The organism is Leptospira harrisiae, from assembly GCF_002811945.1.
Taxonomy (GTDB): Bacteria; Spirochaetota; Leptospiria; order Leptospirales; family Leptospiraceae; genus Leptospira_A; species Leptospira_A harrisiae.
Genome location: NZ_NPDX01000001.1, coordinates 1,763,568 through 1,785,177, shown reverse-complemented (window position 1 = coordinate 1,785,177; position 21,610 = coordinate 1,763,568). Strand labels below are relative to the sequence as shown.

Below are 21,610 nucleotides of genomic sequence, written 5' to 3'. Positions count from 1 at the left end.
GAAAACTTGGGTTACCCCTTGGTTTGTAATACCAAGGATTCTATTTCCTCGAATTTTTCTTCACCTGCCAGTTGGATCACTTGTTCCGCTAGAAGTTTTGCTTTCCAAGTAGAAATATCTTGTACTTTTTCTCCCACTTCTTTCATAAGAGGAAGTGCTGAACTCAAATCACGAAATCCAAGTCCAATGAGTACAGCAGTGAACATCGGATCACTTCCAATTTCACCACAAATGCTGATGGGTTTCTTTTGGGAATTGGCTACATCGGCAATGTTTTTTAATAACAATAAAAATACCACTTGCCAAGGATTATATAAATCTCCCACCAAATGATTGTTACGTTCTACGGCTAGAAGGTATTGCAATAGGTCGTTGGTTCCTACACTGTAAAAGTCAACGTGATTTCCTAGAAATGGTAAGTTTAATGCACATGCAGGTGTTTCCACCATAATTCCAAGTGGGATCTTTTTAGTAATGGATAAACCTGTTAGTTTTAATTCCTCTAAACACTCATTCAATAAAATTTTAGTTTGGAGAATTTCAGATCGAGTTGTGATCATGGGAAGCATGATTCTCATTGTTCCAAATTCACTTGCCCGGAGAAGTGCTCTTAGTTGTTCCTTAAAAATATGGGGATGCCTTAGGAGGTAACGAATCCCTCTATTACCAAGAAAGGGATTTTCCTCTTCATATCCATTTTCCATTTTATCAGCACCAATGTCCCATACCCGAAAGGTTACGGATCGACCTACCATCTTAAGTAGGATTCGTTTGTAGACGGCAAATTGTTCTTCTTCTGTAGGTTTGAATTCCACATAACGAATGAATAAAATTTCTGTACGAACGAGACCAATTCCATCAGCGCCTTGTTCAAAAGCCAAATCTACCTCGTCTTCCGAATCAATGTTGGCACGAAGTGAAAACTTTTTTCCGTCTTTGGTTTTGATTTCTTTTGGCCCGTCACTGATTTCTCGGACTGGTTGGACTTTGTGGATTTCACTTTTGATTCCAGCAAGTTTGATTTCATCAAGTCCTGGAGAGCGGTTTAAGATTCCTTTGGTGGCATCGAGTAAAATATAGTCATCGTCTTCTACGTGTGAGGTGATATTTTTTAAGCCTACAATGGTAGGGATTCCGTAGTTTCTTGCGATGATGGCGGTGTGTCCAGTTTTACCACCGAAGTCAGTGGCAATGCCTCTGAGTTTGCTTTTTCCCAATTGGATCATCTCCGAAGGAGTGATTTCTTTAGCAATTAAGATGACATCATCGGGGATTTTTGTTTGGTCTGCGACTTTATCGGGGTAGAGGTTGGATTCGATCCTTTTTCCAATATCCAAAATATGATCGGCCCTTTCACGAAAGAATTCATCGGGAATGGATTGAAATTCATCATATAGAGAACTAACGGCTGTTTCTAGAGCAAGTCCCGCCGACTCATTGTTTTGTGAGATTCTTTCAAAAACTCGAGCACGAAATAGGGGGTCATTTAAAAAAACAATTTGTGATTCTAAGATTTCAGATAGTTCTCTGTTTGCCTTTGATTTTTGGACAAGATCTGCAAGATCTTCCTCAGTTTTATGAAGGCCTTTTTTTAAGAGTTCGATTTCTTCTTTGATTTCATCTGGAGACAGATCGGTACGATCTTCCCGTTTGCGTTTGGTTTGTTTCCAACGGAAAACCTTGCCATATACGGTGCCTGGATAGGCGGAAATGCCTTTGAATGTGGTTTTTTCTTCCATCCTTCCCTTTGCCAAAAATACTTTCGGTAAGGCTTCGTTTGGAAAGTAAAAAACGGGGGATTCTAGCGAACCGCTTGTTTTTTAGAAAAGAGCGGAATTCGTTTGCTTTTGAATTGGGTGAGTTCGTTCCCAGTGACTTGGCTCATAATGCATTTGGCAAGAGAGATGTCTAAAGCATGGCCCGCTTTGGAGGCGATGAGGTGTCCTCGGAAAGGCCTTCCCATCACTGCCAAATCCCCAATGAGATCTAGGATTTTGTGGCGCACACATTCGTTGTCATAACGTAACGTATCGTTTAAATAACCGTCATCGGTCAAAACGACAGCATTGTCTAGTGACCCACCCATAGCAAGGCCACGGGCTTGGAGGGCTTCCACATCTTTCAAAAATCCAAAAGTTCGAGCAGGGAGAATGTCCGTTCCCAAAATGGATTCATCCAGAGTTGTTGTATAGGATTGGCCACGCAGAAGCGGGTGGTTGAAATCGATGCTATAAGTGACTTTGAGTTCGTCAGAAGGCAACATGACGAGGTATTTGTCCCCGTCCACAACCCAAATCGGGTTGGAAATGGTTATGGGTTCAATGGTTTCATCTAGAACCCGGATACCAGCAGAGCGGATTCCTTCCCAAAAAGGAAGTGAGGATCCGTCCATAATAGGAACTTCAACTGAATCAATTTCAAAAATACAATCAGTAATGCCTAAAGTATGAACTGCCGCGAGTAGGTGTTCGATGGTTTGTACTCGGTTGGAACTTCCATCCCCAATGGTAGTGGCGTTACTAGTATCGACCACATGGTCGAGAGAGACTGGAATTCTGATTTTCTGGGTACCTTTGTAGAGGTAAAAGATAAGTCCTGTATTTGCTTCCGCCGGATGGAGCCGTAAAGTCACCATTTTACCGGAATGGACCCCAATTCCCCTAAGTGTGATGGAGTTTTGGATCGTTTTTCTGTGTATCGCCGTTACCATATTCAGTTCCTACTTACAAATTTGTAGAAAAGGAGGTTGGGACAATTCCAAAACCGTAACCCCAAGTCAAAAAAATGTCTCCTTTTTACAACAGTGTGGTGGGAATGTGACGGCCCCAATTTGTGCGTCAAACTAAAGGATTTTACTACAAAAAGGACCGTATTTTACGTGTTAGTGCTTAAAATGCACTGAGTGCCGAACGAATAAAACTAGTTACAGGGGCTTGTTCCCTTGTGTCTTCCAGACCTTCGCGAAGCTCCTTCAAAACCACTTGGGCGTCTCCAAGTGTTGTGTTCACCGACTTGTGAACATCACTTTCGTTGATGAGTTTACCGAGAGTCCCTTGGCCTTCGTTAATCTTTCCTGTGATACCTGCGATGTTTTGGACGGTTTTACGAATGTCGGAACGGTTTTCCGCAATGAGTTCGGATAGGGAAACCAAAGGGTCTTGGGTGACCTTGCCTTGGATTGGCATTATTTTTCCCGACCGAGGTGAAATCTCCACTTTGGTAAGAGCTGGTTCTGACATCAGATATTCTTTGGTTTTAGGATCTACGGGAAACTTGGAACCGGGATCCAAAGATACCACTCGACCAGAAAGTAAACTTTCGTTTTTGATAGTGATTTCGTAATTGGAGAAAAGTTGCACTTTGCCTTTTAATAGAAGGGTAAGTTCCACCTTGGTCCCAATTCCTGTTTCTCCTTCAGGAAGAAGATTTCCATATTCATCAATTTGCACCAAACGGATTTTTGAAACATACCCAAAAGGAACCCCATGGATGGTGACTTTGTTTCCTATTTTAATTCCCTCTGCATCGGGAAAATACACTGGGAGTTGGTAACCAGATTTTTGAAACGGTCCCCCTTCTGTGACAATGGTAAAATAACCCACAGCCACAAGTGAAAAGATAAAAAGAAGTCCGACGATGAGAGCGCGACCTATGGTAGGCATTCCCTAAAGTTCTCCTAGAGTGATGAGCAAAGTCAATTGGATTTTCCTTTTTTTAATTCGGAATGATCGAGAATCATGGGACCAACTGTGTTTCCATGAATGAACTGTTGGATGACAGGATTCGTTGATTTTTGAATTTCTTCTGAAGTCCCACAAAATTGTACTTTGCCTTCATAAAGAAAACTAATGCGGTCAGCTATTCGGTAAGCAGAGTTCATATCATGTGTGACTACGATAGATGTTAGACCTAATTCCTTTTGCAAACGAATGACTAAATCATTAATGACATTGGACATTACGGGATCAAGGCCTGAAGTAGGTTCGTCGTATAACACGATTTTAGGTTGAGAGGTGAGGGCGCGTGCAAGGCCCACACGTTTTTTCATTCCGCCTGAAATATTACTCGGTAACGTATCTTTGGCGGGAACTAAATCTAACCATTTTAATTTTTCCATGACGATACGATCCAGTTCTTCGCCAGATGCAATTTTATGTTCCCGCAAAGGAAGGGCTACATTCTCATAAACAGTGAGCCAATTGATAAGAGCACCTGACTGGAATAAAACTCCCAGTTTGGATCGGAGTTCTTCTCTTTTTTTTTCACCTGCATTGACTATGGATTCTCCAAAAATTTGACAATCACCTTCATCAGGGTCCAGTAACCCAGTGATGTGTTTTAGGCTGACTGATTTCCCTGTTCCCGAAGGTCCAAGGATGACCATAGTTTCACCTTGTTTGACAGTTAAGTTCATTCCCTGTAATATCTTTCGTTTTCCGAAAGCTTTATGGACGTTTTTCATTTCAATGGCAAAAGGTTCCATAATTTCCTTCATTTATAAAATAAAGCCGTGAGCACATAACCAGAAAAAATGACCATTAGAAAGGATGTGACCACTGCCTTTCTTGTAGTTTGGCCTACACCTATGGCACCACCTTCTGTCCTAAGCCCTTGGCTACAGGAAATTGTTGAGATGGAAAGTCCAAATACATATCCTTTCAAAAGTCCCACGTATAAATCTTTTAAACCGGGAACAGAAGAAATTCGATAATAAACATCTTGGAAATAGCTGATCATATCGATGCCAAGTTGGAAGTGGCCAACAATTCCGCCACCTAAGATTCCTAAGGCGGCAGAATATACGCAAAGAACAGGAACCATAAGTGAAAAACCAACGATTCTTGGTAACACTAGATATCGTATGGGACTAATTGACATCACTTCTAAGGCATCAATTTCTTCAGAGACTTTCATAGTTCCAATTTCGGCAGCCATTGCAGAACCCACTGATGCAGCTAAGATAAGGGATGTCATAAAAGGGGACATCTCACGTGTAAGAGTGATCGTAAGTAAAAGTCCAATTTGCCCTTCAGCACCAAAGTCCCTAAGTCCAAGGCCTGTGTTTAGTCCAAGAATCATTCCTGTAAAAATAGAGACTATAGAAACAACAAATAAAGAACCCACTCCTGCTATGAACATTTGTTCTAAAATTTCCCGGCGTTTGAAATACAGATGGTGGGACTGGCCAATGGACCGAAAAAGAAGTAACACAGTATACCCAATGGCATAAAGAAAAGGTTCTAAAGTTTTGGAATAAAGGCGTTTCATATTTCCCACCAAAGGAGTTTGAATTTATTTTTAATATCGCGGGTATCAATTCCTACTAAACCGTAAACAAAATCATAACGAAACCCAGTTGGTGATTTGGAATACTCTACAAGTAAAGGAATGTGGATATGAGTTTCTTCCTCTGTCCAGCGGTGTGTATAAAGCCTAGTGATTAGATGCAAACGTTTTTCTCCATTGGAGGATCTTTTGTATTCTATCAAAGAAAAGATTGGCTCCCAAACATCTTCCATCACCTCAAAGCGAACCGGGATGATGGCAAGTGTATTCCACCCAAAATTTCCATCAGGGTCTTTGTGATAACGAAATAGGGGCCAGAGTTTTACGTAATAATCTTCTCTACCTGTTTGGACATATTCACTTTTCATATGGGAATAAAAAGGTAATAAAAAATGAGAAGTGGCTTTTAGGTGTGAAGTGTTTTGCGACAAACGGATGTAAAACGGAGTGACAAATTCCGCTTCTTTGTTTGCAAAATAAGAATATCCGTAAAAGGGGAAAAAAACAAGTTTCTCTGTATCTTTTTTTGTAGAAGTGGTGTATTGAAAAAATATAAAAAGCGCCGTGTAATTGGTTTGGCCTGTTTTTTTGTCATACCCATATGAAAATAAAGAATTTAAGACTGGAAACCAAAGGTAGGCTCTACTTTTCATATTCCCATCTTTTGAATCTTTACTATTGTAGAATGGAAAAAAAATGGAGTATGAGGTTGGTTCTTTTTTATCTAACCTTTCTTCTCCCCATTGGAAAAAGGGCCAAAGTAAGGATTGGCGTTTGTATTTTCCTTCGTTTTCTTTTATTGAATAAATAGGAAAAATACGAAAGTCATTTCTTGTTTCTGATCCTCCCCACATGACTAAGGGCCAAAGGATGGATTTTGCTTCGTAGGTTTTGTATTTCCATTCAGAATAAACGGGAAACATAACATAACTTAGTTCTTGGTAGGATAGTTTGTTCCGGATCTTACCGTAAATGGGAAAAACACTGAAATAGTTTTCTCTTTGTGATTCACCTTTCCCCCAAATGAAAAGCGGTGTGAAAAGAATGTCTTCATCGTCATCGCCTTCTTCATGTTTGAATCCTGTCCCACTAAAGAAAAACAAGGAGGACCAAGTATACCAGTAGTTGGTTTCTTCTTTATAATAAAAAGGAGATAGGTAACTTTTAAAACGAAAGGCATAAGTTTTGTCTTGGAAACCAATGTAAAAGGGCCGAAAGGCTAAATAACTTTGGCGGCCTCGTTTTTCAGATTCATACAAAAACCAAAATTGGTGGTAATCGGATTTAATATCTTCCGTAAAGGAAGTGGGTAGTTTGGCAGAAACTGAGGAACTGAGAAAGAAGAGACAAAAAACAATTCCGAATTGAATTTTAAAGCGGGAATCCACGTAATTTCAATATCTTCAAGTTTCAAGAAAAGGAATCAAGTGATTTCATGATCCAAACCAAAATCGCACTGCTTTTCGGGGGTATCTCCGGGGAACATATCATTTCCATTCGTTCTTCCTATTTCATTTTCAATACATTAGATCGGGACAAATACCAAGTTTGTCCGGTTTATATCGACCAATCAGGAAAATTTTGGATTCCAATTGGGGAGGAACCAGTTTATCCAGATCCAGCGGGAAAATCGGAAGGTGATTTTTTAACTGAGTTTTCTTCTTTAAACCAAATTGCTAAACCATCGTCAGGGGCTAGTTTAATTGACCAAGGATTTAAGGCCGCCTTTCTCGGATTACACGGTGGTCCCGGTGAAGATGGACGAATCCAAGGATTCCTAGATGTATTAGGAATTCCTCATACGGGATCTGGAGTATTGGCTTCTGCCCTTGCCATGGATAAATACCGTGCCAATCTTTTATTTCAAACGTTAGGAATTCCTGTGGCGCCCTTTGTGGATTTAGTAAAGGGAAAATCCGATGCAAGGAAAATAGTTTTAAATCTTCCGTTCGCTTTTCCAGTCTTCATCAAACCAACACTAGGTGGATCTAGTGTGAATACGGGAATGGCCAAAACTCCAGAAGAAGCCATGGTTCTTATCGATAAGATATTTGTTTCAGAAGACCGGGTTCTCATTCAAAAACTGATTTCAGGAACAGAGGTATCCATCGGAGTATTGGAACGCGTGGAAGGGGAAAAACGGATTCCCTTTGCTTTAGTCCCAACTGAGATTCGACCTAAATCGGAATTTTTTGATTTTGAAGCCAAATACAGCAAAGGCGGAAGTGAAGAGATCACTCCCGCTCCCGTTGGGGATGAAATCACAAAAAAACTCCAAGAGTATACTTTGTTATGCCATGAAATCCTTGGTTGTAAAGGGTATTCACGTACTGATTTTATCATTAGTGATGGAATTCCCTTTGTATTAGAAACAAACACCTTACCCGGAATGACAGGAACAAGTCTCATCCCACAACAAGCAAAGGCAGTTGGGATAGAGATGAAAGATGTTTTTACTTGGTTGTTAAGGATTGCACTTTCTTAGGAAAAATATACATTCCAATCACTATGGCGATAAGACTTGCGATGGTTCCATAAAAATGGCTTGTCATATCGTCTCCGTAGACTTCCAAAATAAGCCATGTAACAATTCCAACAAATAGAGAAAAAATCGCAGACCTTTCGTCTGCTTTCTGGCTGAGTAAGCCAAAAACCATGGGGATAAATAAAGTTACAAGAGAGACCCCTCCTGAGTCTTCCACAAGAGCGTAAATCGAAGGTTTTCCCACTGCGAGTAAAAATGAAATTCCAGCAATGATAAGAACAGAAGTCCTAGAGAGTAGTAATAATTTTTTATCATCCATCTCCTTAAATGCGTATTTTAGAATATTCTCAGAAAGTATGGAGGATGGCGCTAAGATAGCACCGGAAGCTGTGGAAAGTATGGCAGAGATTAACGCTGAAAAAAATAATACCTGAATCCATGGACTTGAAAACTTGGAGATCATTGTGGGAATGAGGAGTTGTCCCGTTTCCGAATTTAGATCAAAATCAGGAAGTAAACTTTTTGCATGGAGGCCCAAAAACAAAGGGATGAGTGCGAAAAGTAAATAAAAAACAGAAGATAAATACGAAGCCCTAATTGCCACCTTTTCGGATTTAGCGGACATCACTCTTTGGAAAATATCCTGCTGGGGTAAAGATCCAAAACCAACAACCATCCAAGCAGATAAATACAAAGTCCAAGCATGGTAGTTGGATTCCGGAAAAAAACGGAAAAAACCATCAGGTTTTTCTTGGATGCTGGACAAAATGGATTTTACTCCATTTAACTCGTACAATACGAAAACAAGACCAACGATGATGGAGATCGATTGAAAAAAATCGGTCAAAGAAACTGACCACATTCCACCTAAATAGGTATAAAAAACGACAAGACAGGCTCCGATCACAATGGCTGTGAATTGGTTGATGCCAAATAGAATTTGCACCATAATTCCAAGTGCCACAAATTGTGCGGCCACCCAACCAAAATAGGAAAAGATAAGGCAGATCCCCGCAATGAGTTCCATTTTTTTCCCATACCGGTTTCTATAGAAGTCACCAAAGGTTAAGATTTGCATTCTATAGAGATATTTAGCAAAGATTAGTCCCAATAAAAAAAGGCAAAGGGCACCACCAAACGGATCTTGGATGACTGCTAAAAATCCTCCTTTAGCAAACTCAACGGAAGAGCCAAGTATGGTTTCACTTCCGAACCAAGTGGCAAATAAGGCTGCTGTGGAGATGGGGAGAGGAAGGCTTCTACCGGCTAAAATAAAGTCTTTTGAGTTCTTAACTTTTTTTGCCGCATACACTCCAATGGCAATAGTAATAAAAAGATAACCAATGATAAACGCAGCTTGGAAATTCATTCTCTAAAATAAATCTTCTTCCACAGGTTTTGAAAGGTTTTCATCCTTCTTTTTTTTGACAGATGATTTTACAATTTCCCCACTTGGAGATTTCGATAAAAATTCAATTTTTGCCTCTGCATCAACTAACCTTTCGGAACAAACTTTTTTCAGTTCCATTCCTCTTTCATAAGCTTTGATAGAGTCTTCCAAAGAAAGGGTTCCTCTTTCTAATTTTTCAGCAATGTCTTCTAATTCACGAAGTGCTTCTTCAAAACTAATTGATTTTTTCTCAACCATTTTAGATTCCTATATTTTTTCTTTTACTTCTACAAGGAGTTTTCCATCAGATAGAAAAACTTCTAAATTTTCATTTTCATTGATTTTATGAATGGATGATATCACTTGTTTGTTTTGGTTACGAATTACAGAATAGCCTCTTTGTAAAGTTCCAAGAGGAGAAAAGTGAACTAATCTTTGTTCTGCGAGCGTAAATTTGTTTTGGATTCTTTCTAAATAGGATTTCCAGTTTTGGGTAAGAGTATCAAACTTTTGGAATTCACTTTGTTTACGAACCAAATAGTTTTTTCCAAGAAGTGAAATTTTTGTCATAAGTTCATCGAGACTGGTTGACCTTGTTTCTAAAAGTGTTTTTGGATTTTGAAAGACCGGTCTACCAGTGATTCCTAACCATTTTTCCTTTCCTAAACGAACCACATTATTGAGTGCCGATTTTAATCTTTCTTCCATTTCATCCAAGCGGATCAAAGTGTCTGAAACATTGGGAATAGCAAGTTTTGCAGCAGCCGTTGGTGTGGGAGTGGTAGCATCAGCGGCAAGGTCTGTGAGCACGCGGTCAATTTCATGCCCAACCGCGGAGATAATTGGAATTCGCGAATTATAGTAAGCCATCACGACTGCTTCTTGATTGAAAGCCATTAGGTCTTCAAAAGAACCACCGCCACGTCCAGCAATGATTACATCCACTTCCCATTTTGGATCATTGATTTCTTTAATGGCTTCAATGATAGACATCTCCGCACCATCGCCTTGGACAAGGCAAGGGGATACTAAAATTTGGATGGATGGGTTGAGATCCGTGGCGATCCGAATGATGTCTTCAACAGCGGCGCCTTTGGGTGAGGTAACAATGCCTAGGCGTTTTGGAAATTTGGGAAGAGGGCGTTTATGAGTCACATCAAAAATCCCTTTTTCTTGGAGGGCCTTTTTTAGTTTTTCAATCTTTAAAAGGATATCACCTTCACCAATCTCTTCTACCTTTTGAACAGTAATGCTATAATACCCACCTGGTTCATATACTGAGACAGATCCATAAACTAAAATTTCCATTCCATTGCGGAGCGGTGTGCCTCGATAGTTTTTTGCCTGGAAAGAAAAAAAGGCACATTTGATTACACTTGCCTGGTCTTTCAGCGAAAAATACATATGTCCCGAACTATTGGTTTGGGAATGATTTGAAATTTCTCCCCGAATCCAAATATTTTTAAACTCTAGGGAATCTTGAAGTTTTGCTTTGATGAGCCGATTGACTTCACTGACACTGAGAGATGAATCCACTGTTTCCATTTAAGTAGTTTGAAAACGAGTTTCTCTAAATATTTTCCAAAAGTCCCAAAGGATAATGACAAGTGTTAATGCCATGGGTCCAATGATGATTCCAGCTACACCAAACTCTTGTAATCCGCCTATCAAGGAAAGGAAAATTAGAAATGGATGCGTTTTCAACTTTTTATCTAAAATTTTCGGTTTTACTAAGTTCTCTAAAATGAGGTAACTGGCACCACCAGCAATCATAAAAAGAATACTCCCTGTCCAGTTTTCTTGAACAAGACCAATATAAAGTCCAATTGGCAGCCAAACAATAGAAGTTCCCACCACCGGTATCAGCGAAAAAATTGTGGCAATGCTCGAAAGTAAAAATTTATTTGAGACCGATGTAAATAGTAATAAAACATAGATTAGGGCACCTTGCAGTAATGAAATAAAAAGGTTTCCCATCATTACAGTTCGAATCGCTTCTTCTATTCGTCTCCCCAGTCGTTCTTCAATTTCTGTAGGAAAGGGGAGTAAAACAAAGAGAGCATGTTCCATTCTACTACCTTCTTTGTATAAAAAGAAAAGTAAAATGAATGTAAAAAATGCATTAAAAATAATGGCTCCAGGAACTTCAAAGGAACCAAGTAAAAAACCAGAAGAGTTTTTGAGTAAACTATATATAGAATCTAAATTTAATATATCCATATGTTGTCCCACATACTCGCGGTACATAAGAGGAAGTTTGATCCAAAAAAATTCATTTTCAGTTAAGAAATCAGTAAGTATGGGACTATTTAATAATAATGCAACGATTGATTCCTCTGTAAGTTGGTTTCTGATATAACTGACTAAGTTTAAAGATTCTCTAATTAGAGTAGAAAGAATGAGGTAAGACGGAATGAATACACCGGCAAGCATTAGGATAACCATGATGTAAGGGGATAAACCGTGAAATTTGATTCCTAAAACATTCTTTAGTTTTTTATGAATTTTTCTTGTAGTGAGATAAAACAATAAAGCAAGGAAACTTGCCCAAAGGAAGGGTTTGAATACAAAAAATAAAGTAAGGCAGGTTCCTAAAAAAAAGGAACCTAATAACAAGTATACGATGGTTTCGTTTTTATTTTTAATCCAATTCATAATTAATAACTAGAATGTTTTCTGAAATAAAATCGTATGTAGTTTGTGTTGGCGCCACTTTCGGAAATAATGATAGATAGGGATTTTTTAATAAATCCTTCGAGTAAGTAGGAAACTTCTCCATCTTTTTCACTTTTATCGATGAGTTTCCAGTCACCTTGGGCAGCTCTTGATTCGATTCGCTTTTGAATCATGGCTAAACTTTCTCCTGATTCCATGAGAAGACTTGCTTCTTTGGTATGGATATGGCTCGTTTTGAATTCGCTGGATTGCAATAAAGTTACCTTTTCGGGAAAGAAAGACTGGGGAAAAGCAGGAGGAGCACTGGCTGGGAATTTTGTCACCACGATTTGGTCGAAACGATAGATTTCGGTTTGAGGAATGGGACGACATTCCCAGAAAATAAATAGGAAAATTGGCAAAAATCGAAGCATTACGGAAAGCAAATGTGAAACTAGTGATTCCTTCCATTCATTTTTTTAAATCTTTGTTGCCAACTGGTTGGAAAGCATTTCCTTTTCCATGTGCTGGATTTTCTACAATTTGATAAATTTTTGAATCAGATCCTGGCATTGCCCCCAGTAGTCCTTTGGGCTTTTTTCTGTTTTTCAAACTTTCTTGAAAATATTTTTCCCCCATGGCCCGGAGACACGGTTACCGTATTTTCAGGCTTTTTATCTTCCAATCCTGGTTCCCCTTTATCCATACTTTCTATCGTAGGGGCAACCTATATAGGAAACCTGCTTGGGGCCTTGGCGATGTATTATTTTGGTGAGAGGATCTTACAATTTCTAAAGCGATCCAGGTTTCCTTTTTTATCGGCTCTCTACCAGGAGGAAAATCTACATAAAACTCTGGAATGGTTTCGAAAGCATGAGGTAATTGTCGTTCTATTGTCTCGATTTTCAGCTGGGATTCGCTTCTTTGTCTCCATTGTTGCTGGTATGTCCAAAATGAACGTCATTAAATTTATTCTTTTGTATTCCGTTGCGATTTCCATTTGGTGTGGCCTACTCCTTTTTGGGGGTTCTCTTCTCGGTTCGAATTGGAACCAAATCGTTGTTATGCTATCATACTACAACCAGACCATTGGAATGGTTCTCATTTTTCTTTTTTTGTACTTTCTATACCAAATTAGGAAGAAAAGAAATACAAAGTTGACATGATTTCCTTTTCTGTTAGGGTTTTCACCCATGAACTCTTGGGGAAATATAGCGTTTGATTTTTATACATTCGGCTCTCTTGTCGGTGTTATTTTTACTTTTTACAATGCACAATTTTTTTTAACGGTGAAAGAAAAATCAGAGGCTACCTACCGACTTGGGATGGGAACTCTTTGGCTTGGACTTTTCCATTTTGGTTATATGATTAACTTTTCCTTTATGGGACCTGCCTCCGCTTATATGCGTTGGTTTGTGATCATTGGAGCCATGGCAGGAGCTTCCTATTTAACCAGTTTTTTCTTAAGTTATCCCGAAGTTTATTTTCCACGGTTGAAAAAGAACCTTTTTCGAATCATGACCTTTGTTGTTGTAACAGTTACCGGATATTTTGTTTATATAAGTTTAACGGCTGGTAGGTTATTCTTTTTTAGTGGGCATTATTGGGATTTTCCAGTTCCGGTCTTTTACAAGGCATACGCACTTATCGTTTTAGTTTTTTTTGTTACTTTTTCTTTGGTTGCCATTCTTCAAATTTTTAAGATGCCAAAGGAATCTCGGTTTGCTACTGCAAGTATTCTCATCGCATTCATACTTGTGACGATCCTACCTGGAATCATGAATGCACAGTCAAGAGATGGTGCCATAGGACGTGGACTTTATCAAACAATCACTGATCTTGTATTGGTGATTGGATTATTTGTTGCTAACGTAGTTTATATCAACAACACAAAAGACAAAACCACTATCATATCTAGAATCATAGGAATCTCACTTGCTTCGTTTTTACTTGTTTTGCAGTTGGTTGCTTATTCAGTGATCCAACAATCCGAAGCAAACTATGATATGGTGCATACGGCTAGGGCAAAAAACTATATTGTTGGAATCGAAACAGACCAAATTCCCAGTTTTCATTATACGTATGATATTCATCAAAAAGAGTTTCTTCAGAAGAATGGTATGGATGTAACTGCTGTAGATCCGGTTGGTTATGAATCTGAATATTGGAATTCCTGGGCATTAGAGACTATACTTTCTTTTAAGAATCAAACAAATTGGAAAGAAAAAACTGGCAATTTATTACCAAAACTTCCTGAAACAAGCAAGGGTTATGCGGCAGAGATCAAACGTCTTTTGGCATCAGATAAAATTTCAACTCCGGAATCATTGATTGATGAGCTTGAATCAGAAAAACGGAAAATTCTATACACAAGAAACAAATTAAGAGAAATCCCTGCGAAGAATTTTTCGGAAGGAGCGGAATCTCTTGTTTCAAAAAAAGAGGGCCCACTGTCAGGTTTTTATGGAGCTGCACGTTCCGTTTTAGAATCAAAACTCCCGGAAGAAAAAAAATCGGAAGTTCTTGATCAAATGTTTGCACCAATGCCTAACCATGGAGATAGAAATTACCGAGGTAAAGTCAAGTTCTCAGAGGACAATCCTAAGTATTCGTTTTTTGTCAGTTATTTGGTAGTGGATAAAGAAAAGGGTCTCATCCATGAAGTAGGTTATCCTTATTTAGATTACCGCGAATTCCAAGAAGAAGTTACACTTCCTTGGATCATCGGTGTACTGTCTCTGGCTGTACTTGTGATTTTTGGATATCGTTTGTTTTTCCTATTTGCACTCTTAAGACCAATCGAACAAATCATAGAAGGTTTGACAGAGGTAAACTCTGGAAACTTAGAACATAGATTGACTGTTTATGTAGAAGATGATATTGGGTTTATGGCGAGATCCTTCAACCGAATGGTGCGTTCCATCCAAGCAGCAAGAAAGAAGTTGGAACAGTATGCAGACCAATTGGAAGTAAAGGTACAAGAGCGTACAAAAGAGTTAGAAAATTCCTTAAAAGAAGTCCAATCTCTCAAACACCAACAAGATGGGGATTATTTTTTAACTTCCCTTCTTTTACAACCGTTTAATGCCAATCATGCGAATCATGATAATGTACAAGTAGATTTTTTATTGGAACAGAAGAAAAAATTTACCTTTCGCCAATATGAAAAGGAGATTGGTGGGGATTTGAATATCGCTAATCAAATTTTTCTTAACAATCGTTCCTATACTGTATTTCTGAATGCAGATGCCATGGGTAAATCCATGCAAGGTGCTGGTGGGGCACTTGTCCTTGGTTCTGTTTTTGAATCAATCATTACAAGGACACAACTTCTTAGTGAAGCAAGAAACACATATCCAGAAAGATGGATTAAAAATACATTTTTAGAACTTCATAAGATCTTTGAGGGTTTTGATGGATCTATGCTTGTCTCACTTGTCCTTGGTCTCATTGATAATGAAACTGGGTTATTGTATTTCATTAATGCAGAACACCCGTGGATGGTTCTTTACCGAGACGGGATTGCCAGCTTTATCGAAAACGAACTTATGTTTCGTAAACTCGGAACTTCAGGCGTACAAGGAAATTTGTATATCAAAACCTTTCAATTAGAAGCTGGTGATGTTTTGATTGCTGGGTCCGATGGTCGGGATGATTTACTCATTTCGCATACAGAAGATGGGAAACGAGTGATCAATGAAGACGAAAGACTTTTCCTGAAAGTCGTAGAATCAGGAAAAGGAGATTTGGATCAAATTTACGAAGAATTGCGCCAATACGGTAGCCTCACGGATGACCTTTCGCTTTTACGTGTATCGTTCATCGAAGAAAAAGAACGTTATAAAATTGAAAAAGAAAGACTAAAAGAAATCCAATCGCTTTTACATAAAGCCAAAGAAGCGAGCGAATCTGCGGATCTCCAAGAGGCGGTTTCATACTTGGAACAAGCAAATTCTTTGGAAGAGAACATTCCGGAGATCAAAAAGAAATTCATCCAACTCTATTTGAAACTCAAAGACTATGGAAATGCCAAAAAAATGGCCAAAGACTATAGTTTGTTAAAACCTATGGATACGGAAATTATGTACATCACTGCTTTTTGTGCAAGAAAAGTGGCTGATATCAAAACTGCCATCGATTTTGGGGAAAGGGTGCGCCTACGTGATCCAAACCATGTCAAAAACTTGATCAATTTGGGTCAGACCTATTTGGCGGATAAAAATCTTTCCCGGGCAGAGAACATTCTGAGTTCGGCCTTGGAACTCGATCCTGAAAATCCAAGTTTGCAAAGGCTTCTTGACCACATTCGGAAAAAACAAAACAAACAAGATGTAGTTAGTTAGAGTCTAAAGTCTACATTGAATGAATCGTTTGCGATAAAAATATCCGATACCTTTCGGGACTTTACAAAGGAAGAATGGAATCTTTTGGTACCACCTGATTCCGTCTTCCAAGAATACGAATTCCTATCTGCTTTAGAAAACACTGGTTGTATTGGAAATTCAGATTGGATTCCAGTTTTAACTTCCGCTAGGCGAGATGGGGTTTTGGTGGGAGTCCTTCCTGCCTACCTTCGGAGTGATTCGTATGGGGAATATATTTTTGATTTCCAATGGGCCAATGCCTTCCACCGCGCGGGAATTCCTTATTACCCCAAAGTGACGATTGCCGTTCCTTTCACTCCTGTGACGGGTTCTCGGATTTTACTTTCCGACGGTTTAAACGAAGAGGAAAAAGAAAATTTGAGTTCTCTTCTTTTACAAACAGTTTTGGCCTATGGAAAGGAAAAAGGAACTTCATCCGTTCATATTTTATTTTGTAAAGAGGAAGAACAGAAGTTAGGCATACAAAATTCATTTGCACCTAGGCTTTCTCATCAATACCACTGGTTTAACAAAGGTTTTGCGAATTTTGAAGAGTTTTTATCTACTCTTGTCAAAGACCGTAGAAAAACGATCCGCCAGGAAAGGCGAAAAATTTCAGAATCGGGACTTCGGATTCAAACTCTAACAGGTGACCAAATCACAGAAGACCACGCTCGTATCTTTTATCAGTTTTATCAGGACACCCATTCCAAAAAATGGGGGCAACCCTATTTGAATCGGAAATTCTTTTTAGAAATGCATCAAAATTTTCGCCACCGATTGGTACTTGTTTTGGCATCCGACCTTTCTGGTAATCCTATCGGTGGGAGTTGGAATGTATTTCGGGACGGGTTCCTGTTTGGAAGGTATTGGGGAGCATTGGAACATGTTCCCAACTTACATTTTGAATGTTGTTATTACCGATTGATTGATTTTGCAATTGAACATAAAATGGAACGAGTGGAAGCCGGGGCACAAGGCGAACATAAATTTTTAAGAGGATATGAAGCCGTTCCCATGTATAGTTTGCATCATATTTATAATGAACAGGGAAGAGCCGCTATTGAGTCCTATTTGGAACTAGAAATCACTATGGAAAGAGAAAATATTTCCGCTTATAATTCACAGTCGCCTATCAAATCACTCCGGGAGGGAACCTAAGTGTCAGATCCAAAACGTAAATCTTATACAGATATGAATGTGGAACTTCTCGAAAGAGAAAAACAGAAAAAGAAATTAAAAAAGCCAGATCGGTATAAGGTAATTCTGATCAATGACGACTACACTCCGCAGGAATTTGTCGTCTTTGTACTAGCAAATGTATTTCGGAAAACAATGGAAGAATCTCGTCAAATTATGTGGAAGGCTCATACTTCAGGATCAGCCGTTTGTGGGGTGTATTCTTTGGACATTGCTCGGACAAAAGTTGCAGAAGTACATAAACTCGCAGATGATGCGGGGCATCCATTACAATGCCAATTGGCGAAAGAGGAGGACGAATGAACCTTTCCCTAGATTTAGAAAAAACCTTAGAACTTGCTGGTAACGAAGCAAGTAAATACCACCATGAATTTATTACATTAGAACACTTGTTATATGGTCTTACCTATAATGAAAAAACAAAAGAAGTTTTAGTCAATGTAGGTTGTGATTTGGATCTGCTGAGAAAAGAACTGACAGAATACTTTGAAGAAGATCTTTCTACCATAGCCGTTCCAGATTTAAAAATCCAACCAAGATACACTGTCGGTGTTCAGTTTGTCATCCAGTTTGCAGCCTTCCATGTTCAAAATTCTGGCAAAGAAGAAGTGGATGGAAACAATGTTCTTGTAGCACTTTTTAGAGAAGAAGATAGCCAAGCCTATTATTTACTCGCCAAACAAGAAGTGAACCGTCTGGACGTAATTAAATACATGTCCCATGGAATTAAAAAAGAAACGGAATCCGAAGAACCAAATTTTGCCGAAGAAACGGATGCAGAAGAAGTTGAAGGTGGTTCTCGGAAATCCGCACTGGAAAAATTTTGTGTTAATCTTACGGAAAGAGCAAGGTTAGGAAAATTAGATCCTTGTATTGGCCGAGAAGTTGAAATTGAAAGAACGATCCATATTTTATCTCGGCGTCGTAAAAATAATCCTATTTTTGTGGGAGAGGCTGGAGTCGGAAAAACTTCTATTGTGGAAGGGATCGCCGAACGAGTAGTAAAAGGCCTTGTTCCAAAAAGTTTACTGGGTTTAGAAATTTACTCACTAGATATGGGGCTTGTGATGGCAGGAACCAAATTTCGCGGGGAATTTGAAGAACGTTTGAAAGCCATCTTACAAGAAGTTGTTGGGAAACCAGAACGGATTATCTTTGTGGATGAAATCCACACCATAGTGGGTGCCGGTGCGGTCTCTGGTGGGAGTTTGGATGCTTCCAATTTGATGAAACCTGCTCTTGCCAATGGGGAATTGAAATGCATTGGAACAACTACTTACAAAGAGTATAAATCGATTTTTGAAAAGGATCATGCCTTATCTCGTAGGTTCCAAAAGATTGAAGTCTCAGAACCATCCAGAGAAGATGCGATCGAAATTTTGAAAGGTCTCAAACCCAAATACGAATCCTTTCACGGCGTTACTTACAGTGCCAAAGCCATCGAAGCTTGTGTGGATTTATCTAGCCTTCACCTAAGGGATCGATTTTTACCAGACAAAGCCATAGATTTAATGGATGAATCTGGCGCCTTTGTAAAGTTACGCGACGAAAAAAAGGACAAGGCAAAAAAACAAATAGGGATTTTGGAAATCGAATCCCTTGTTGCTAAAATTGCAAAAATTCCAGAAAAAACCGTCAAGGCCGATGACAAAAAGAAATTAGAAACTCTTGATTCGGAAATCAAATCCATTGTTTTTGGACAAGACCATGCCATTGAACAAGTGGTAGATGCCATCCATTATTCTCGCTCTGGTCTCAGTGACGAAGGGAAACCAATCGGTAGTTTTCTTTTTGTAGGGCCTACTGGTGTGGGCAAAACCGAAGTGGCAAAAACTTTGGCAGAAAAAATGGGAGTGGAGTTTCTCCGTTTTGATATGAGTGAGTATATGGAAAAACATTCAGTATCTCGTCTCATTGGTAGCCCTCCCGGGTATGTGGGTTATGACCAAGGTGGTCAACTCACGGATGCCATAAGTAAAAATCCCCACTGTGTTTTGTTATTTGATGAAATTGAAAAGGCACATGAAGATATTTATAATATCCTTTTGCAGGTGATGGATCATGCCACACTCACCGATAGCACAGGGAAAAAGGCAGATTTTCGTAATGTCATCCTGATCTTAACAACAAATACCGGTGCCCAGGAAAGTTCCAAACCCCTCCTTGGGTTTGATACTGACAGGTATGATGACAGGTCTCTCAAAGCCATCGAAAGAACATTCACACCTGAATTTCGTAACCGACTCACTGCTGTTGTGGAATTTGGTGCACTTTCCATTGCAGTAGTGGAACTAGTTGTCAAACGGATGTTTCGCACTTTGCAAGCCAAAGCCAACGAAAAAGGAATTCAATTGGAGTTATCAGACAAAGCAGTCAGATATTTGGCAGAAACTGGTTACGACAAAACCATGGGAGCAAGACCCATTCAAAGAATTCTCAATGCAGAAATTGGAAAACCTCTTTCCAAAAAAATCCTTTTCCAGAAAGAGAAGGGAAGTCGTTTTCTTGTGGATGTGATGGAGAAAGACGGAAAAGAAGTTTTGGAAATCACTCCATTATAGGTGACCCCGAATTTTTAAAAGAAAGGATTCTATTGTCTGATCGTTTTTCTTAAGTAGAATCCTCTTTTTAGAGCAAAATCCGAAGGTATTTTCTCTAAATAATTTTCGTGGAAGAAGGTGTAATCAACCGTACTTAGCAAATGCGGTGAAAGTCCATCTTCATAATCAAAGATAGTTATTACGTTATTCTCTCTAAAGCCTTCGTATTTATATAAAAAAAGGGAAGGTGTGTCCTGAGGAATACAAATACCGATAGATATTGGCTTCTCTTTTCCTTCCATTTTTTCATAAATTAAGTCAGCTATGACTTTGTAATCAGGATCATTTGTATATGAATTGGTATTAAAAGATTTCCAAAAAGCAGAGTTTTTCCCTATATATTCTCTTCCTTCTCTTTTGCTTATTACATACAAACTAGCAAATGTTAGTGCTAAAGTGGCGATCGTTATGCGGATTGCATTTTTGTCAGTTTGAAACAAAAAAAACGAAACTGGTATGATGAGAAAGGAAAACATTCCTGCAAAATATCTTCCTCTCCATGGATCATAAGGACCGACGAAAGCATTAATAATAAAGTATAGGAATGCAGAATAGAGGAATAATTGTGCAATTGTTGGAAAATGAACTGGTCTTTTGATAAGTAAAACAAATGCAGATAGAAATACAATAATTCCCCAGATTCCACCATATGAAAAATCTTCATGAATTCTTTGTTCTCGTTCTGGATTAAACTCTGCCCTAGAGTTCCTTGGCAAAAGGTAGTGTTTTGATATAACCGCAAAAATGTTGGCAACAATTGTCTTTATATCACGATTTGTTTCCTTGAAAACTTGAGGGGGAAGGCCGTCAAGAGTAAGAATATCTGAAGTGAATCTAATTAGATTATCAAAACCGGAGATCCAGATGGGATCTTTTATTAGTGTGTGCTCTTTTAAAACTTCTGGTGGTCCGATAGGAGATCCGTAATGCTTTAGATTAGTCGTATAACCAAAAAAAATGCCGAAGAAAGCAATTGATGCGATAATAAACGTGTTTCGAAGACTGATTCCAAGGAATTTAAATTGTATTCTTGCTGGTAAAAGATTTTTCCCAAAAAAGGGAATCATGGATAAGACATAAAGAGCGAAGGTTTCTTTGATGGCTGCGAGTAGGAACACCATTAATCCTAAAATAATAGCGATTCTTGAATCATTCCAATGGATCAATGGGTTCTTAAGAAAAAGGCACAAACTGATTGAGCTAAAAATTATAGCAGTCTGGATAATATCAGTTTGCGTGGTTGTTGAAATTAATAACGTTTCAACAATAAAGAGATTCGCAACTAAAGAAAAATATTTTACATTACTATTTGCAGAAATTAGCTCCATAATATGAAAACTCGATATGGATAAAACTAGGAGTGAAAGAAGACTAAACATTTGTAATAATGGTAGATATCCTGTTCCTTTCCAGAGCCAAATATACAAACTCGTTGCTCCATGCGGGTGAGTGACCTGTGCCCAATAGTTTGTTCTAAATATTTCATAGTTTTCTTGCGATAAATAGCCGAATATACGAGGAATCTGATAAGCAAGTGAATCATGGTTATGTGGCGGTAAGATTAATACGATACAAAGGTTAAGGAGTAGAAATACTAAAAAAATCGAAACCGCCAATCTATGAAAAAAGG

Annotated in this window: 18 protein-coding genes; 6 read left to right on the top strand and 12 right to left on the bottom strand. The window is 38.7% G+C overall.

The genetic code is table 11. The features are described 5' to 3' along the window. Positions 1 to 11: 11 nt before the first annotated feature. The 6 genes from ptsP to CH364_RS08215 all read right to left on the bottom strand — a co-directional run bounded on the left by ptsP (position 12) and on the right by CH364_RS08215 (position 6,674). Positions 12 to 1,739 (bottom strand): phosphoenolpyruvate--protein phosphotransferase, encoded by a 1,728-nt coding sequence (gene ptsP, locus CH364_RS08240; RefSeq protein WP_100743051.1) that lies wholly within the window; start codon positions 1,737 to 1,739, stop codon positions 12 to 14. A gap of 62 nt (positions 1,740 to 1,801) precedes the next feature. Continuing rightward, positions 1,802 to 2,710 carry a UDP-3-O-acyl-N-acetylglucosamine deacetylase gene (lpxC, locus tag CH364_RS08235; RefSeq protein ID WP_100743050.1) on the bottom strand — a complete coding sequence of 303 codons (909 nt, stop codon included), beginning with the start codon at positions 2,708 to 2,710 and terminating at the stop codon, positions 1,802 to 1,804. 178 nt (positions 2,711 to 2,888) lie between these two features. Then, positions 2,889 to 3,662: a mammalian cell entry protein Mce gene (gene mce / locus CH364_RS08230; protein WP_100743049.1), complete on the bottom strand. Its 774-nt coding sequence runs from the start codon at positions 3,660 to 3,662 to the stop codon at positions 2,889 to 2,891. A 32-nt stretch (positions 3,663 to 3,694) separates the two neighbouring features. Continuing rightward, complete coding sequence (locus CH364_RS08225; RefSeq protein ID WP_100743048.1) at positions 3,695 to 4,483, bottom strand: ABC transporter ATP-binding protein; 789 nt, start codon at positions 4,481 to 4,483, stop codon at positions 3,695 to 3,697. Between the two features lie 8 nt (positions 4,484 to 4,491). Then, the gene (locus CH364_RS08220) at positions 4,492 to 5,268 is read right to left on the bottom strand and encodes an MlaE family ABC transporter permease (RefSeq protein ID WP_100743047.1); all 777 of its coding nucleotides are present in this window, start codon (positions 5,266 to 5,268) and stop codon (positions 4,492 to 4,494) included. Then, on the bottom strand, positions 5,265 to 6,674 hold the full coding sequence (locus CH364_RS08215; protein ID WP_100743046.1) for a hypothetical protein: 1,410 nt from the start codon (positions 6,672 to 6,674) through the stop codon (positions 5,265 to 5,267). Before CH364_RS08215 ends, CH364_RS08220 begins: the two co-directional genes overlap by 4 nt. Positions 6,675 to 6,721: 47 nt before the next feature. Between CH364_RS08215 and CH364_RS08210 the strand changes: the two genes are divergently transcribed. Then, positions 6,722 to 7,771: a D-alanine--D-alanine ligase gene (locus tag CH364_RS08210; protein ID WP_100743045.1), complete on the top strand. Its 1,050-nt coding sequence runs from the start codon at positions 6,722 to 6,724 to the stop codon at positions 7,769 to 7,771. Here CH364_RS08210 and CH364_RS08205 read toward each other — a convergent pair. The 5 genes from CH364_RS08205 to CH364_RS08185 are packed head-to-tail and all read right to left on the bottom strand — an operon-like array spanning position 7,740 to position 12,250. Then, a complete protein-coding gene (locus CH364_RS08205) occupies positions 7,740 to 9,140 on the bottom strand; it encodes a high affinity choline transporter 1 (RefSeq protein WP_100743044.1) in 1,401 nt (466 codons plus the stop codon). The two genes, CH364_RS08210 and CH364_RS08205, sit on opposite strands and share 32 nt — an antisense overlap. Before the next feature lie 3 nt (positions 9,141 to 9,143). Then, positions 9,144 to 9,419 carry an exodeoxyribonuclease VII small subunit gene (locus CH364_RS08200; RefSeq protein ID WP_100743043.1) on the bottom strand — a complete coding sequence of 92 codons (276 nt, stop codon included), beginning with the start codon at positions 9,417 to 9,419 and terminating at the stop codon, positions 9,144 to 9,146. 9 nt (positions 9,420 to 9,428) lie between these two features. Beyond that, entirely contained in the window at positions 9,429 to 10,706 is a 1,278-nt protein-coding gene (gene xseA / locus CH364_RS08195; protein ID WP_100743042.1) for an exodeoxyribonuclease VII large subunit, read from the bottom strand. Further along, positions 10,707 to 11,816, bottom strand: a complete 1,110-nt coding sequence (locus CH364_RS08190) for an AI-2E family transporter (RefSeq protein ID WP_100743041.1) — start codon at positions 11,814 to 11,816, stop codon at positions 10,707 to 10,709. It lies immediately after the preceding gene. Positions 11,817 to 11,818: 2 nt separating this feature from the next. Beyond that, the gene (locus CH364_RS08185) at positions 11,819 to 12,250 is read right to left on the bottom strand and encodes a hypothetical protein (RefSeq protein ID WP_100743040.1); all 432 of its coding nucleotides are present in this window, start codon (positions 12,248 to 12,250) and stop codon (positions 11,819 to 11,821) included. Positions 12,251 to 12,370: 120 nt separating this feature from the next. Between CH364_RS08185 and CH364_RS08180 the strand changes: the two genes are divergently transcribed. From CH364_RS08180 to clpA, 5 genes are read left to right on the top strand one after another with little or no spacing between them, the layout of a single operon-like run. Continuing rightward, positions 12,371 to 12,982, top strand: a complete 612-nt coding sequence (locus CH364_RS08180; protein WP_423790164.1) for a DedA family protein — start codon at positions 12,371 to 12,373, stop codon at positions 12,980 to 12,982. A 27-nt stretch (positions 12,983 to 13,009) separates the two neighbouring features. Continuing rightward, positions 13,010 to 16,159 carry a SpoIIE family protein phosphatase gene (locus tag CH364_RS08175; RefSeq protein ID WP_100743038.1) on the top strand — a complete coding sequence of 1,050 codons (3,150 nt, stop codon included), beginning with the start codon at positions 13,010 to 13,012 and terminating at the stop codon, positions 16,157 to 16,159. Between the two features lie 15 nt (positions 16,160 to 16,174). Beyond that, positions 16,175 to 17,341: a GNAT family N-acetyltransferase gene (locus CH364_RS08170; protein WP_100743037.1), complete on the top strand. Its 1,167-nt coding sequence runs from the start codon at positions 16,175 to 16,177 to the stop codon at positions 17,339 to 17,341. Next, entirely contained in the window at positions 17,342 to 17,683 is a 342-nt protein-coding gene (gene clpS / locus CH364_RS08165) for an ATP-dependent Clp protease adapter ClpS (protein WP_100743036.1), read from the top strand. It abuts the gene before it with no gap. Next, positions 17,680 to 19,941, top strand: a complete 2,262-nt coding sequence (clpA, locus tag CH364_RS08160) for an ATP-dependent Clp protease ATP-binding subunit ClpA (protein ID WP_100743035.1) — start codon at positions 17,680 to 17,682, stop codon at positions 19,939 to 19,941. The genes clpS and clpA overlap by 4 nt, the downstream gene beginning before the upstream one ends. Before the next feature lie 29 nt (positions 19,942 to 19,970). Here clpA and CH364_RS08155 read toward each other — a convergent pair whose 3' ends face one another. Continuing rightward, on the bottom strand, positions 19,971 to 21,308 hold the full coding sequence (locus CH364_RS08155; RefSeq protein ID WP_125232005.1) for a hypothetical protein: 1,338 nt from the start codon (positions 21,306 to 21,308) through the stop codon (positions 19,971 to 19,973). Positions 21,309 to 21,610 lie beyond the last annotated feature (302 nt).